Origin of the sequence: Cyanobium usitatum str. Tous (assembly GCF_963920485.1) — a bacterium.
GTDB classification, from domain to species: domain Bacteria; phylum Cyanobacteriota; class Cyanobacteriia; order PCC-6307; family Cyanobiaceae; genus Cyanobium_A; species Cyanobium_A usitatum_A.
This window is the reverse complement of record NZ_OY986431.1, coordinates 1,826,353-1,839,069: the sequence shown is the minus strand read 5'-3', so window position 1 is coordinate 1,839,069 and position 12,717 is coordinate 1,826,353. Positions and strand designations below refer to the sequence as shown.

At 64.4% G+C, this 12,717-nt stretch carries 18 protein-coding genes and 1 tRNA gene; 13 read left to right on the top strand and 6 right to left on the bottom strand.

Features of this window, described 5'->3' with window-relative positions; genetic code table 11:
* Positions 1 to 83 precede the first annotated feature (83 nt).
* The 4 genes from hypD to U9970_RS09905 all read left to right on the top strand — a co-directional run bounded on the left by hypD (position 84) and on the right by U9970_RS09905 (position 3,191).
* A complete protein-coding gene (gene hypD, locus U9970_RS09920) occupies positions 84 to 1,106 on the top strand; it encodes a hydrogenase formation protein HypD (protein WP_407653114.1) in 1,023 nt (340 codons plus the stop codon).
* 9 nt (positions 1,107 to 1,115) lie between these two features.
* Complete coding sequence (hypE, locus tag U9970_RS09915) at positions 1,116 to 2,111, top strand: hydrogenase expression/formation protein HypE (RefSeq protein ID WP_322764094.1); 996 nt, start codon at positions 1,116 to 1,118, stop codon at positions 2,109 to 2,111.
* 53 nt (positions 2,112 to 2,164) lie between these two features.
* Positions 2,165 to 2,851: a response regulator transcription factor gene (locus U9970_RS09910; protein ID WP_322764093.1), complete on the top strand. Its 687-nt coding sequence runs from the start codon at positions 2,165 to 2,167 to the stop codon at positions 2,849 to 2,851.
* A gap of 106 nt (positions 2,852 to 2,957) precedes the next feature.
* Positions 2,958 to 3,191: a DUF3136 domain-containing protein gene (locus U9970_RS09905; RefSeq protein WP_322764092.1), complete on the top strand. Its 234-nt coding sequence runs from the start codon at positions 2,958 to 2,960 to the stop codon at positions 3,189 to 3,191.
* On the opposite strand, the gene U9970_RS09900 is transcribed toward U9970_RS09905, so the two are convergent.
* Entirely contained in the window at positions 3,188 to 3,733 is a 546-nt protein-coding gene (locus U9970_RS09900) for a hypothetical protein (RefSeq protein ID WP_322764091.1), read from the bottom strand. The genes U9970_RS09905 and U9970_RS09900 overlap by 4 nt on opposite strands.
* A complete protein-coding gene (locus U9970_RS09895) occupies positions 3,733 to 4,248 on the bottom strand; it encodes a PilZ domain-containing protein (RefSeq protein ID WP_322764090.1) in 516 nt (171 codons plus the stop codon). The genes U9970_RS09900 and U9970_RS09895 overlap by 1 nt, the downstream gene beginning before the upstream one ends.
* A gap of 375 nt (positions 4,249 to 4,623) precedes the next feature.
* Between U9970_RS09895 and U9970_RS09890 the strand changes: the two genes are divergently transcribed.
* From U9970_RS09890 to U9970_RS09865, 6 genes are all read left to right on the top strand, one after another.
* Positions 4,624 to 5,220, top strand: a complete 597-nt coding sequence (locus tag U9970_RS09890) for a LysR family transcriptional regulator substrate-binding protein (protein ID WP_322766101.1) — start codon at positions 4,624 to 4,626, stop codon at positions 5,218 to 5,220.
* 212 nt (positions 5,221 to 5,432) lie between these two features.
* Positions 5,433 to 6,296 (top strand): type 2 periplasmic-binding domain-containing protein, encoded by an 864-nt coding sequence (locus U9970_RS09885; RefSeq protein ID WP_322764089.1) that lies wholly within the window; start codon positions 5,433 to 5,435, stop codon positions 6,294 to 6,296.
* Complete coding sequence (locus U9970_RS09880) at positions 6,251 to 7,591, top strand: DUF6880 family protein (protein ID WP_322764088.1); 1,341 nt, start codon at positions 6,251 to 6,253, stop codon at positions 7,589 to 7,591. Before U9970_RS09885 ends, U9970_RS09880 begins: the two co-directional genes overlap by 46 nt.
* An 84-nt stretch (positions 7,592 to 7,675) precedes the next feature.
* Positions 7,676 to 7,864: a hypothetical protein gene (locus U9970_RS09875; protein WP_322764087.1), complete on the top strand. Its 189-nt coding sequence runs from the start codon at positions 7,676 to 7,678 to the stop codon at positions 7,862 to 7,864.
* Between the two features lie 72 nt (positions 7,865 to 7,936).
* On the top strand, positions 7,937 to 8,233 hold the full coding sequence (locus tag U9970_RS09870) for an AbrB/MazE/SpoVT family DNA-binding domain-containing protein (RefSeq protein WP_322764086.1): 297 nt from the start codon (positions 7,937 to 7,939) through the stop codon (positions 8,231 to 8,233).
* A gap of 13 nt (positions 8,234 to 8,246) precedes the next feature.
* Positions 8,247 to 8,669 (top strand): type II toxin-antitoxin system VapC family toxin, encoded by a 423-nt coding sequence (locus tag U9970_RS09865; RefSeq protein WP_322764085.1) that lies wholly within the window; start codon positions 8,247 to 8,249, stop codon positions 8,667 to 8,669.
* Between the two features lie 216 nt (positions 8,670 to 8,885).
* Here U9970_RS09865 and U9970_RS09860 read toward each other — a convergent pair whose 3' ends face one another.
* Both U9970_RS09860 and U9970_RS09855 read right to left on the bottom strand, forming a co-directional pair.
* Positions 8,886 to 9,152, bottom strand: a complete 267-nt coding sequence (locus tag U9970_RS09860) for a hypothetical protein (RefSeq protein WP_322764084.1) — start codon at positions 9,150 to 9,152, stop codon at positions 8,886 to 8,888.
* Positions 9,153 to 9,293: 141 nt separating this feature from the next.
* Positions 9,294 to 9,367 (bottom strand) — tRNA-Arg (locus U9970_RS09855).
* Positions 9,368 to 9,450: 83 nt separating this feature from the next.
* Between U9970_RS09855 and U9970_RS09850 the strand changes: the two genes are divergently transcribed.
* Positions 9,451 to 9,684, top strand: a complete 234-nt coding sequence (locus U9970_RS09850) for a hypothetical protein (protein WP_322764083.1) — start codon at positions 9,451 to 9,453, stop codon at positions 9,682 to 9,684.
* A gap of 50 nt (positions 9,685 to 9,734) precedes the next feature.
* A complete protein-coding gene (locus U9970_RS09845) occupies positions 9,735 to 10,508 on the top strand; it encodes a hypothetical protein (RefSeq protein ID WP_322764082.1) in 774 nt (257 codons plus the stop codon).
* 10 nt (positions 10,509 to 10,518) lie between these two features.
* Here the strand turns inward: U9970_RS09845 and U9970_RS09840 are convergent, their stop codons facing one another.
* Complete coding sequence (locus tag U9970_RS09840; protein ID WP_322764081.1) at positions 10,519 to 10,758, bottom strand: hypothetical protein; 240 nt, start codon at positions 10,756 to 10,758, stop codon at positions 10,519 to 10,521.
* 39 nt (positions 10,759 to 10,797) lie between these two features.
* Positions 10,798 to 11,706 carry a 16S rRNA (cytidine(1402)-2'-O)-methyltransferase gene (gene rsmI / locus U9970_RS09835; RefSeq protein WP_322764080.1) on the bottom strand — a complete coding sequence of 303 codons (909 nt, stop codon included), beginning with the start codon at positions 11,704 to 11,706 and terminating at the stop codon, positions 10,798 to 10,800.
* On the opposite strand from rsmI, the gene U9970_RS09830 reads away from it, so the two are divergent.
* The gene (locus U9970_RS09830; protein ID WP_322764079.1) at positions 11,705 to 12,640 is read left to right on the top strand and encodes a 3'(2'),5'-bisphosphate nucleotidase CysQ family protein; all 936 of its coding nucleotides are present in this window, start codon (positions 11,705 to 11,707) and stop codon (positions 12,638 to 12,640) included. The genes rsmI and U9970_RS09830 overlap by 2 nt on opposite strands.
* Positions 12,641 to 12,717: the final 77 nt, after the last annotated feature.

The window sequence follows — 12,717 nt, the reverse complement described above, 5'->3', positions numbered from 1 at the left end:
CCGCCCTGCAAAGCCAAATCAATGGCCGGGTAGCTGAGCTGGCGGCCCAGCTTGCTGCCACTGCCAGCCGCCCCTGGACCCTGATGGAGGTGTGCGGCGGTCAGACCCACGCCATCCTGCGTTGGGGGCTTGACCAGCTGCTGCCGCCGGGGCTGCGGTTGATTCACGGGCCCGGCTGCCCGGTGTGCGTGACTCCGGCTGAGCGCCTCGATGGGGCCCTGGCGCTGGCGGCGTGCCCCGAGGTGATCCTCTGCTCCTACGGCGACATGCTGCGGGTGCCAGGCAGTGCCGCCGGCGCCGATCTGCTCGGCGCGCGGGCTGCCGGTGGCGACGTGCGCCTGCTCACCTCGCCCCTGCAGGCCATTGCCCTGGCCCAGGCGTGCCCTGAGCGCCAGGTGGTGTTTTTGGCGGTGGGCTTTGAAACCACGGCACCGGCCACCGCCCTGCTGCTGCGCCAGGCCCGGGCCCTGGGGCTCAGCAACCTCACGGTGCTGCTGGCCCATGTGCGGGTGGCGCCGGCGATGGCGGCGTTGCTGCAGGAGCCCGGCAACCAGGTGCAGGGATTTTTGGCGGCGGGCCATGTGGGGGCGGTGATGGGCACCGCCGAGCTCGGGCAGCTGGTGCAGCGCCACCGGGTGCCGGTGGTGGTCACGGGCTTTGAGCCTGCCGATGTGATGGCCGGGCTGCTGCGACTGGTGCAGTTGCTGGAGGCGGGCACCCCGGCGCTTGCCAATGCCTACGACCGGGTGGTGCGCCAGCAGGGCAACGGCTCGGCCCAGGCCTTGCTGAAGGAGGTGTTTGAGGTGGTGGACCAACCCTGGCGGGGTTTGGGCCCCATCGCCGGCGGCGGCTATGAGCTGGCTGCGGCCTACCGCGACTTCGATGCGCTGCTGCGGTTTGGTCTGCCCTTAGCGGCGGCTGCCCCGCCGCCTGAGCCCCTAGCCAGCCCCTGCATCAGCGGCCCGATCCTGCAGGGTCGGGCCATCCCCCCCGACTGCCCGGCCTTTGGCTCGGTCTGCACCCCGGAGCGGCCGCTGGGGGCACCGATGGTGTCGAGCGAAGGGGCCTGCGCCGCCTACTACCGCTACCGGCGCCAGGCCCCATGAGGGATCGCCATGGGTGAACGCATCCAGCTGGCCCATGGCGGTGGCGGCACCCTGATGCAGCAGCTGATCAACCAGGAGCTGCGGGCCCTCTACGCCGATCCGGCCCAGGTGCTGCACGATGCGGCCCGGCTCGAATTGCCCCCGGGCCCGCTCGCTTTCAGCACCGACGGCTATGTGGTGCAGCCGCTGGAATTTCCCGGAGGCGATATCGGCAGCCTGGCGGTGATCGGCACCGCCAATGATCTGGCGATGGCAGGGGCCAGGCCCCTGCACCTCAGCGTGGCGCTGCTGCTGGAGGAGGGCTTGCCGCTGGAGCTACTGCGGCGCCTGGTGGCCTCGATGGCGGCGGCGGCCCGGGCCTGCGAGCTCACGATCGTTACCGGCGACACCAAGGTGGTGGAGCGGGGCAAGGCCGACGGCATATTCATCACCACCAGTGGCATCGGCGTGGTGGAGGCGCCGGCGCCGATCCACCCCACGGCGATTCGCCCGGGCGACCAGCTGCTGCTGAGCGGCGACCTGGGCCGCCATGGCGTGGCAATCCTGGCCGCCCGCCATGGCCTGGCCCTGGTGCCGCCCGTGCTCAGCGACTGCGCGCCGCTCTGGCCCCAGGTGCGGGCCCTGCTGGAGGCCGGGGTTCGGATTCACTGCCTCCGCGACCTCACCCGCGGCGGCCTGGCCAGTGCCCTGCAGGAGCTAGCGGAGGCGGCCGCGGTGGAGCTGGCGATTGAGGAGGCGCGCCTGCCGGTGCTGGAGCCCGTGGCGCGCACCTGTGAGCTGCTGGGCTTTGAGCCCTTGCATCTGGCCAATGAGGGTCGCTTTGTGGTGGTGGTGCCGCCATCGGCCCGCGATCAGGCCCAGGCCCTGCTGGCGGCCAGCGGTGGAGCCTGGATCGGCAGCGTGCGGCCGGCCAGCAAGGGAGCGCGGGTGCTGCTCACCACCGCTTTTGGCACCGAGCGCCTGCTGCTGCCCCTCAGCGGCGAGCTGCTGCCCCGCATCTGCTGAACCTGTCAGCTGTCTTAGGGTGATCCAACGCCCCTGCCAAGAGTTGTGGGTCGATGGATCTCACCCCTTTTCTGAGCAGCCTGGAGGGCACCACCCTCGACCAGGTGCTGCTGTCAGTGGCGGTCAGCGGCAAGGTCGCGATCGCCATGAAGGGTCGCTTTCTGTTGCGATCAGTGTGCGAGAGCTTTCAAGACCGCACCCGCATCGGCTGTGCCGTCACCGATGAGCCCACCTGCCTGGCCTATCTGGGGCGGGAGCCCTACGAGCTGTTGATCTGCACCGACTACCTGGAGGACGGCAATGGCTTCGAGCTGGCCCGCAAGGCTCGCAGTGCCCATCAGGGCTTGCGGGTGGTGGTGCTGGCCCTGGGGGATGTGATCCCGGCCCAATACGTTGAGGCTTCCTGGCTGGAGGCCGTAGTGGCGGAAGCCGATTTCATCGGCGATCAGCGGCCCCTGCAGGCAGCGGTGCTGGCGGTGATGGGGCAGCACTTTTACCGCAGCCCTTCACTGCGTTCCGGCACCCTGCCCTACCTGAGCTGCCCAAGGCTCACTAAGCGGGAATACGAAGTGCTGGATCTGCTGGCCAGCGGCCTCACCGATCGGGAGATTGCCGAGCGCTTGGTGGTGAGCGAGGAAACAGCCAAGACTTACACCAAGCGCCTGCTGAAGACTCTCGACGTCAATAACAGGTTGCAGGCTGTGCTCAAGGGCATGCGCTGCGGCATGGTGCAGCTCTGAGCGCCTTACATATTGTCCCCGTATGGGGGGCTCGGTAAACCTGCCCAGCAGCGCACACTCATGCCAGGCCCCATTGGGTTCAGTGCGGCCGCCCAGCCGGAGTGCCATGACCACCTCTATCTCCACGCCAGGTCTCACCATTGGTGAGTTGGAAGCGAACTATCCGCTTTATTGCAAGGCAATGCGCCTGTTGATTCGCGAGGGCAAGACGATCGCCAAGGTGCGCCGCACGGTTTGCTGGCAGCGGCTGGAGATTCTGCACAACTGCCTGCCAACTCAATACCGCGAGCCCGATTATTTATTCGCCTTGCTGCAGCGGGAGTTGAGCGCCGTCCACTAGGCGTCGCTTGCTTTTTCCAGCTCGGGATCGAGAACCCACAGGGCTAAGCCGCCGCCCCGCCCCCTGGCCAGCAGCCAACTGTTCTCGGTGGCGCCTGAGCGAGCGATCAGAGCGAAAAATGGGCGCCGGCGTGGCTGTGGCTGGCGGCTGATCGCTTGACTCCAGAGGCTTTGGCGACCGAGCCGCAATTCCAGTTGGTCAAACCAAAACTCCAACAAAGGCCTGCGGCCCTGCAGATTGCCGCTGCCGCTGAAGCGCAGCTGCAACGCCCCGAGCTGAACGCTGTTCAGCACCGTTAGCTCACTCGTTTCCAGAGAAGGGTCGTCTGGATTGACGTCTCGAGTGGCGATGCTCAAACTTGCCTGCAGGCCCCGCAGCAGGGCTGCCGTGGCGGGGTTGGGTTGGGCCCTGCCCTTGCTCCAGAGCAGCTGGAGCCGCCAGCGGCCCAACAGCTGCTCTGCCGTAATTCCGGAGCCCTGGCGACGGCTGATCTGCTCAAGGGCCAGCGCCTGTTCGCCACTGGGAATTTCGCTATTGGGCATCAGACGTCGAAGTTGGCCTTGAGATAGCGCTCCAAAAAGGTGCCTGGTGGCAGCTCAGGTGGCAATTCAAATTTCATGCCTAAATAGGTCTGAAAGGCATCGCCTGAAAACCACATCAACTGGGCCTGGAAGCTGACCATGCCCGCGCCCACCACCTCGGTAAGGGTGAGTTCGCAGCTGGTGGCCACCGGCAGATCCACCTGGCCGTTTGCGATCACGCAAAGCCCTGTGCGGCTCAGGTCCCACAGGGTGATGACCCACTGACTCCCATCGGCAGTGCGCAGGGAGCCGCGGGGGGCAATGGCGAAGGGAATGACTTTGCGTTCGTCTTGCCGGTTGTCGGCCGAGCCCCTACGGCTGAGGCCGCTGCGCCGATCGAGGCCACTGCGGCGATCTTCTCGCTGTTCATCTTTGAGCCAATCTTGAACGCCGCGTTGTTGGTCGCTATCGCGCCGTTCGCCTCCGCTGCGCCGGTCGTTCGTGTTCAGTTTTTGAAAGCGACCTTCACCCCCCATGACGTACTGAAGTTGGGCTTAAGAGTCGATAAAGCCTGTCATAGCTCAGGCCTGGCTTAAGGTCGACCGTCAGTTTTTGCGGAATTGGTTGATCTTGATGCGCTTACGGCGCTCGACGCCCTGCAGTGGCTGCGCACGTGTGAAGAGGTCTCTAAGCGCTTCGGCCTAAGTCAGGCCACCGTCAGCAGGCAATCGCGAAAATGTCTCGATCTTTTTGGTCTTGACTTCCAACGCAGCGAGGGCGAGTGGAACACCGTTGGCGATTCGACGATCTTGGCGCTGGAGCGCGGCGTTCATCAAGTTGCGAGGTGGCAGGGGCGTAGGCCCCTGCGCCTGGAGGCCCCCTATTGGTCAGGCCCCTTGTTGTGCACTCCTGTGCCAGATAGTTGGATTCTTGGCCTTGCCAATATTGTTGGAGTGCCGCGTAATTTTCAGCTAGTTAGGGAGCGGATTGTTGATGTCTGCCTCACTGGCTTGCCTGATGGCCCACCTGCCGGCGACCCGGAGTTGACTTCGATTGAGCTATCGAAGATGCCGGTATTTTTTGTTGTTAGGCCGGGTCATCCTTTGATTAATCAAGCTCAGCTGTCCTTTGCTGATATTGCCCAATATCCAACCCTTGCGCTGCCACCAGGCTCCTATCCCCAAGTTGAGGCTTGCCTAAAGAAGCTCGGCTTCTGGAATGATCACGTGCGAATGTTTCGCTATAAGCGCGAAAATTGGGAGGGCAAAACGGAGGCGGAGCTCACTATTGGCTATGCCACTTCACTCAGCATGGAAGTTTCTGGGGGTGATCTAGTCAAGCTTCCCTTGGAGTTGCCATTTGCTTCTGGGGAGGTTCTTGTATGCCGCCGAGATTTTATTGATCATCCCCGTTTGCTTGCCTTGCAGGCTTTGCTGCTTTCCCGTCTCGCTGGTTTGGCTGAGCGCTACGGCGATATCCAGCTGCACAAGCAGGCCGCAAATGATTAATTATGCAGAAACTGAAAGATTTTGCTTGGTTCGTTACGCTCGGCCTGGCGTTTTTGCTTTTTTGCGTCAGAATTATTCCAGTTTGTTTGGGGTTGAGGAGGTGGGAGGTGGTCGAGCTTGATTGGCTAACCGCTTTAGACGGTCTGATTTGGCTGCGCACGGGCCATCAGGTTGAAGCCAAGCTTGGGATCGGTCAGTCCAGCGTGAGTCGGTTGAGTCGCAGGTGCGCTGAGGTGTTTGGACTCTCCCTGGCTAGGGGCGGTTCCGAGTGGAACTTCAAGGGTGATACGACCCTGCTAAATCTTGAGCGCCGCGTTCACCAAGCGGTGCGGTGGAGCCATGGCAGGCCTTTGCGTCTGGAGGCGCAGCACTGGTCTGGCCCGTTGCTCTGTGAGCCGGCTCCAGCAGGTTGGATTGCTGGATGTTTTCACTTTCATGAATACGAAAGGCCGCTGCAGCTGCTGAGAGAAGGGGTGATCGACGCCTGGGTCGCTTCCTATCCCGATGTGCCGGCTGCCACTGACCCCACCATTGCCTGCATTGGCTTGAGCCGAATGCCGATTTGGCTGGTGGTCGATCAAGCTCACCCGTTGCTGGAGCTTGGTGAGCAGGTGACATTTGCTGATGTGGCTGCCTATCCCTGTATGCCGCTGCCTAATGGCGCCTTTCCTAAATTTCAGGCTGTTCTGGAAGCCTGTGGTTTGTGGGACGCCGGCACCCCCAAACGGATTCGGGATCCTTCCTGGCTTGGGCAGATAAATAGGGAAGATCTCCTTGTTGGTTTCGCAACTCCCCTCTCCCTACTTCTTAGTGGCGATTGCTGCAGGGTGCTGCCCCTAAAGCTGCCTGTTGAGGTTGGCGATGCCCTCCTCGTGCCACGGCAATACGAGCGTGCGCCCCAAACGCTGCAGTTGCTGGCGGAACTGCGTTCGCGTTTGCAGAGCCTTGCCGGCGCCGCTCCAGAGCTGGTGGTGTTAGACGGGGTCGAGCACCCAAGTGCTGCCCCAAGCGACCAGCCCTTTAAAGAGCAATGGCTGCCAAGCGCACCCTTAATGCCAAAAACCTCGAAGGCCTAGGCGCGGCCGTCCTCGCCGAATTGCTGATTGAGGTGAGTGCTGGCAGTGCGGTGATGCAGCGCCGCTTGCGGCTGGCGCTAGCTGCGGCTGAGGGTGCCGCCGGAGCGGCCCAGGAGGTGCGCAAGCGCTTGGCAGCCTTGGCCCGTGCCACCACCTTTGTTGATTCGCGCAAGCGCAAAGCCTTGGTGCTCGAGCTGGAGGCCCAGCACCAGGCGATTGCTGGAGCGGTGGCGGCAGTGGATCCGCCGCTGGCTCTGGAGTTGCTGCTGCGTTTTCTCGAGCTGGCAGATGGTGTGCTCGATCGCTGCTCCGACAGCACGGGCACCGTGATTGGCCTGTTCCAGAGGGCCGTGGTTGACCTCGGGCCGCTGGCCAGCGCGGCCGCCGTGCCCGCCGAAGCGCTGGCTGAGCAGCTGCTGGAGCTGGTGTTTGAAAACGGCTACGGCCAATTTGACGACTTGGTCCCGGCGGTGGCCGATGCCCTTGGCGATTCGGGCCTGCGATTTCTCGAGCAAGGCTGCCGCGAGCGGGGTGCCTGCGATGGTCACCCTGCCCTGCTGCAGATCGCTGCATGCCTGGGTGATGTGGATGGCTATGTGGCCCAGTTTGATGCCAAGCAATTGGCCTGGCCCCCCACCGCTGCCGATGTGGCAGCCCATTTGCTGCAGGCGGGCCGCAGCCAGCAAGCCCTGGCTGTGCTGGATGGCGCGGCCAGGGCTGCGGCTGCCTGGCATTCCCCCGAGTGGGACGACACCCGCATCGCCGTGCTCGAGGCCCTGGGCCGCAACGACGAGGCCCAGCAGTTGCGCTGGGCTTGTTTTGCCAAAACCCTCTCGGCTAGCCATTTGCGCCAACACCTCAAACGGCTTGCTGCCTTCGAGGACGTAGAGGCGGAGGAGCGGGCTTTTGCGGTGGCAGAGGACCATCCCATGCGTCTGCTGGCCCTCGATTTCTTCGTGCGCTGGCCCGCAGTGGCGCGGGCTGGGCGCCTAGTGCTCGCCCATGGGCCCGACTGGGATGGTGAGGCCTACGAAATCCTTGCCCCAGCGGCTGAGCGGCTCAGCGCTGAGCAGCCGCTCGCCGCCACGCTGCTGCTGCGGTCGATGTTGGTTTTTGCCCTGTCGACGGGCCGCACCAAGCGCTACCGGCACGCCGCCGAGCACCTGGGCAGCTGTGAGCTGCTGGCCGCGCGCATCGACGACTGGCAGGGCGTGGAGCGCCACGAGAGCTTCGTGGGTCGCGTTCGGGAAGTCTTTGGCGGCCGCTGGAGCTTCTGGTCTCTGGTGGAGCGCTGACGGGCCAGGGCCTTTTATTTAAGGGAAAGGGAGCTCCCTTTAATTGGGCGCGGACCAAATCAAGGTTCGAGCAGAAGCCGGCTGGTGCATCTGCTCCTCCATGGCGGTCTGGGGATGAGCCGCGAAACCCTGCGCCAGCTGCGGCTGCGGGGGGTGCTCACCCCGGGCAAGCACTACAGGCGTTGGGGCTGCACCCATGGCAGGGGGCCGCTGCAGTGGCACCTGGAAAACGTGGAGGCCACGATAATGGGCTGGAGCCGGCGGTACTTTTAGAGGTGACCGCTGCCAGTCGGGCGGACGTAGAGTCGTGTCTCTACCGTGCTGATAAAAGGTCGGCCTGGTTCCGTGTCGCAATCCAAATCCGAGAGTCAGCCCGCTGATACGGGCAGGCACTTTCAGCAAGCGATCCGGCGCTGGGGCAACAGCCTGGCCGTTCGGCTGCCTGCTGATTGCCTGCGTCAGGCAGGACTACGGGAAGGTGATCAGATCGAGATTGTTGTTGGCTCTGACGGCCGACTTAGCCTCGAACCCCTGCACAAGCTTGATCGCTCGGCTCTTGTCGCTGATCTGCGCCAGCTTCAGGCCACCCTGCCTCTAACCCCTTCGGTGATGGAGGAATGCCGCGCCGGGGAACGCTGGTAATGCTGATCGCTCGATGATCTACCTCGACACCAGCGTTGTGGTGGCGCTGCTGACCCCGGAAGAACGCAGTCCGCAAGCGCTCAACTGGTTTGAACAGTGCTCCGAACCCCTGTTCAGCAGCGACTGGCTAATTACGGAGACCCACAGCGCCCTAAGCCTCAAGCAGCGCCACCACGGCCTCAGTCATGCGGACCGGCAGGCCGCTGGTCAGCAGTTCGAGCGCCTGCTCCAGGGCGGTGTTGAACTACGCCCTGTGGATCGTGACCGCTTTCGCCAGGCAGCCGATCTGCTGCAGGATTCTGCACTGGGTCTGCGGGCCGGTGATGCCTTGCATCTGGCGGTGGCGCTGCACAGCCGTTGCACCCAGCTGGCCAGCTTCGATATTCGGATGCAACAAGCATCAAGAGCCCTCGGCCTGCTTCCTGCACTGAATTGAGACGCCATTCCACAGGTTGCCGATGACATCTCTGCCCTCCATCGAGCTCAGTACCCAGCAGGCCGCATATGTGCTGAACGTCTCAAGGGCCACCACCTTGGGTGGCAGATCACAGATCACGTGGGCCCGGTGGGCGTAGCTGTGCCGGCAGGAGTAGAGCACCAGCTTTTCTCCCTGTGCTTCGTACTGCTGACGAAGCTGCAGATGCTGCCGCTCTTATGGGCGCAGGCCGAAGGCGCTGAGTAGTTGGAAGGCAAACCGCCAGCGGGGGTCGGGGATGGCCTGAACCATCGCCAGGATGTCTGGCACGGCAATCGGCGTCGTGACCGCTCGGCTTTCCCGTGACCGACTGATGATCGTGGAGAGGTCAGGCGGCGGAGCCCATTGGGCTGGAAGCGCTTCTGGCTGACCGCCCAGCGCAGCAGTGCGGCGGTTTACTGGATTTGCAGTCTTCTGGTGCGGCAGCCAGGGCGCTGGCTCCAAAGATCAGCCTGCGCTTCCAGCAGTTGGGTTCCATCGCGGGCAGCCGGTGGCCCTTTCGCTGTCTTGAGGACCAGCGCCATGCGCGGCTTGTAGAGCCGTTCCCAGGTCGTTTGCTTGATTTCACCGCTTGGTTTTCTTTAACGCCCCCTGTTGGATTCGAACCAACGACCGGCTGCTTAGAAGGCAGCTGCTCTATCCGGCTGAGCTAAGGGAGCAGCCGTTGCCATGATCGCTCAGCAGGTGGGTGCCTCACAACTGCGGCCCTGGCGCCAAAGTGGCTGCAGTGATCTTTTTTGAAATGCGTTTCTTCTTGCTGCTCTCTGTTGCTGGCCTGCTAGCCCTTGCGGCGCCCTTGGGCGCCCAGGCGGTGAGCTTGGACGAGGCCTGCGGCAAATTTGCCGGCAAGCTCAGTGCCGCCCAGGCTGCGGGTGATACCCAAAAAGCCCAAACGATCTATCAAAAGGGCTCAGCGCGCATCGCCTCGAAGTTCAACGGTGCCACCTGCCCGAACGTCAAACCACCAACCCCCTGAACCAGCTGGCTCTTTCGGCCTACACTGGCCTGCTGCGCAACACCCGTCCCATGGCTGCCACCCGGCTCACTGACAGCCAGAAGATCGAGATCGTGGCTCGCTACCGCGCTGGTGAAGGCAGCGCCGAGCTGGCTGAGGCCTATGGCTGCAGCACCAACACCGTGAGCCGCGTTGTTAAGGCTGGGCTGGAGCCAGCTGAATACGAGCAGCTCAAGCAGCAACGCAACCGGCCGCTCAAGCTTTCTCCAGAACAGGATTCTCCAGAACAAGCCGTTCCAGAACTAGTTGTTCCAGAACTAGTTGCATCAGAGCCTGAACCTACAGACCCTGACCCCCTGGAGCCTGAGCTGCCAGAGCCGGCCGGCGATGACGACGACCATGCGGTGCTGGCAATCGATGACGCCGATGATTTTGGCGATGACGCCAATGATCTCGACTTCGCTGACGACGACCTAGCTGACCAGTTTGTGGCCGTGCCGCTACTGCTGGTGGATCACGTTGGTGAGCCGGCCCAATGCCAGCCCCTGGCCGATGCGCCCCTTCCAGCCAGCGTCTACATGCTGGTGGATAAAACAGTGGAGCTCCAGGCCAAGCCGCTCAAGGACTTCCCTGAACTTGGCCAGCTACCCGCTGGCGAAGAGGAGCGCCAGGCCCTGATGGTGTTTGCTAATCCCCGCCAGGCCAAACGCCACTGCGGCCGCACCCAGCGAGTGATCAAGGTGCCAGACACCCGCATCCTGGAGCGCACGGCGCCTTACCTGATTGCCCAGGGCATCAGCCGGGTGGTGATGGAGGGCAGCCTGTACTCCTTGCCCGGCAGTTAATCGCCGGGAATTAATCGCCAGGCAGTTGCTCGTTGCGGGGGGCGAGCAGGGCGGCGCTGCAGCCGCCACTGAGCACGCCAATCACTAGAGCGATGCCCACCAGAAAACCGGCTGGCAGGGGGGTGCTGCGGGCAAAGCCCAGGTTGAGGCTGGGGCGCTGGTCGAGGTTTTGAGCACCCAGGCAGAGGATCGCTAGCAGCAAGCCACCGCCCAGCAGGCTGGATGCAAGCAGGCGTAGGCGCACGACCATCAGTTGACCAGGTAATCGCTGTGGCGGCAGTCTGCCCGGTCAGGGCTCCTGGTGCAGCAGGGCGTAGAGCTCCCGCTTGCTGTGGCCGGTGCGCTCGGCCAGCAGCTTGGCGGCGGCGTTGCTGCTGTGGCCGGCCCGCTGCAGCTCCTGCAGCTCGGCGCTGAGGGCAGCGCTATCCCAGGCCAGGGGCTCTGGCGGCAGGGCGCCTGCCAACACCAGGGTGCATTCCCCCTGGGGTGGCGTGCGGCGGAAGTGCTCGATGGCTGCGCTCACGCTGGGACCCACCTGCTCTTCGTGCTTTTTGGTGAGTTCGCGGGCGACGCGCAGGGGCCGATCACCCAGCACCGCCAGTAGATCGTCGAGCAGATCTAGCAGGCGGTGCGGGGCTTCAAACAGCACCATGGTGCGCTGCTCAGTTTGCAATTCCTGCAGTCGCTGACGGCGTTGGTTGGTCTTGGGCGGCAGGAAGCCCTCAAAGCAGAAGCGACCGCACGGCAGGCCACTGCTCACTAGGGCTGTGGTGACGGCGCTGGGGCCGGGAATGCAGATCACGTTGTGCCCAGCTGTGCGGGCGGCCGCCACCAGCACCTCGCCGGGATCGGAGATGCCCGGCAGCCCGGCGTCACTGATCACGGCCAGGGCTTCGCCGGCGGCGAGGGCCGCGAGCAGTTCGGGGATGCGGGCGGTTTGGTTGTGGGCGTGGAAGCTCACCAGCCGCGGCCCCTGCTCTTTTTGGCGCAGGCCGAGCTGATGCAGCAGCAGGCCGCTGCGGCGAGTGTCTTCGCAGGCGATGCGTTGCACGCCGGCGAGCACCTGGCGGGCGCGGGGCGAGAGGTCGGCCAGGTTGCCGATGGGGGTGCCCACTAGGTAGAGCACGCCGGGGGCGGGTTCGGGGGCTTGCACGGCTTGGGGTGGGCTCCTGCAAAATGCTGAACCCTGCCAACCCATGATGCCGGCTGCCCTCCCCCTGCCCTCAGGCATTGCGCTCGAAGCCTTGCTGGTGGAGCTGCGGCGGCTGAGCTGGGGCGCGGCCGACATCTTGCTGGCCTATGGCCGCGGCGAGCAGCCCCCCTATGGCTTCCCGCCGGCGTTGAGCGTGGATGAGGGCGGCGAGGGCCCGGTGAGTGCGGCGGATCTGGCCGTGAACCAGTGGTTGCTGGAGGGCCTGGCCGCAACCTTCCCCGCGGCGGAGTGGACCGTGCTGAGCGAGGAAACCGCCAAGGAGCAGCTCACTGAAGGCGAGCCCCTGGCGGCGGAGTGGCTGTGGATCCTCGACCCCCTCGATGGCACCAAGGACTTCCTGCAGGGCACGGGCGAATATGCGGTGCATCTGGCCCTGGTGCACGGCGGCGAACCGGTGCTGGGGGTGGTGCTGCTGCCGGAGCTGGAGGAGCTGTGGCTGGGCGTGATGCCAGGGTTGGCGGGCTCGGCCGGAGAGGCCTGGTGTGAAAGCCGAGCGGGCGAGCGCAGCCCGGTGCGGCTTAGTGGCCGGCGAGCTCTCGGCGAGCTGGTGCTGGTGGCCAGCCGCAACCACCGCGACCAGCGACTCGAGCAGCTGCTGGCGGCCCTGGCCCTGGGCGACACCAAGGCGATCGGCAGCGTCGGCGGCAAGGTGGCCACGATCCTGCGCGGTGAGACGGATCTCTATATCTCCCTTTCGGGCAAGAGCGCCCCGAAGGATTGGGATATGGCCGCTCCTGAGGCGGTGTTGCGCGCCGCTGGTGGCGCCTTCAGCCATGCCGATGGCCGCGCTCTGGCCTACAACAGCGGTGACGTACGCCAGGCCGGCTGTTTAATCGCCAGCCACGGCCCAGCCCATGCCGAGCTGTGCGCGCGGGCGGCGGCGGCGCTGGCTGTGATTGATCCCGGTTTTGTTGTTTGAGGGCCTGAGGGTGGTGGCTGGAGTGGAGTGGTCGCTTTTTTGTGGTGGACTTAGCTAGGACTTAGCCAAGCTCTAAA

Coding starts and splice junctions, on each gene's coding strand:
- hypD (WP_407653114.1), top strand. CDS start 84: ATGGAGGTGTGCGGCGGTCAGACCCACGCCATCCTGCGTTGGGGGCTT.
- hypE (WP_322764094.1), top strand. CDS start 1,116: ATGGGTGAACGCATCCAGCTGGCCCATGGCGGTGGCGGCACCCTGATG.
- U9970_RS09910 (WP_322764093.1), top strand. CDS start 2,165: ATGGATCTCACCCCTTTTCTGAGCAGCCTGGAGGGCACCACCCTCGAC.
- U9970_RS09905 (WP_322764092.1), top strand. CDS start 2,958: ATGACCACCTCTATCTCCACGCCAGGTCTCACCATTGGTGAGTTGGAA.
- U9970_RS09900 (WP_322764091.1), bottom strand. CDS start 3,733: ATGCCCAATAGCGAAATTCCCAGTGGCGAACAGGCGCTGGCCCTTGAG.
- U9970_RS09895 (WP_322764090.1), bottom strand. CDS start 4,248: ATGGGGGGTGAAGGTCGCTTTCAAAAACTGAACACGAACGACCGGCGC.
- U9970_RS09880 (WP_322764088.1), top strand. CDS start 6,251: ATGGCTGCCAAGCGCACCCTTAATGCCAAAAACCTCGAAGGCCTAGGC.
- U9970_RS09865 (WP_322764085.1), top strand. CDS start 8,247: ATGATCTACCTCGACACCAGCGTTGTGGTGGCGCTGCTGACCCCGGAA.
- U9970_RS09850 (WP_322764083.1), top strand. CDS start 9,451: ATGCGTTTCTTCTTGCTGCTCTCTGTTGCTGGCCTGCTAGCCCTTGCG.
- U9970_RS09845 (WP_322764082.1), top strand. CDS start 9,735: ATGGCTGCCACCCGGCTCACTGACAGCCAGAAGATCGAGATCGTGGCT.
- U9970_RS09840 (WP_322764081.1), bottom strand. CDS start 10,758: ATGGTCGTGCGCCTACGCCTGCTTGCATCCAGCCTGCTGGGCGGTGGC.
- U9970_RS09830 (WP_322764079.1), top strand. CDS start 11,705: ATGATGCCGGCTGCCCTCCCCCTGCCCTCAGGCATTGCGCTCGAAGCC.
- rsmI (WP_322764080.1), bottom strand. CDS start 11,706: ATGGGTTGGCAGGGTTCAGCATTTTGCAGGAGCCCACCCCAAGCCGTG.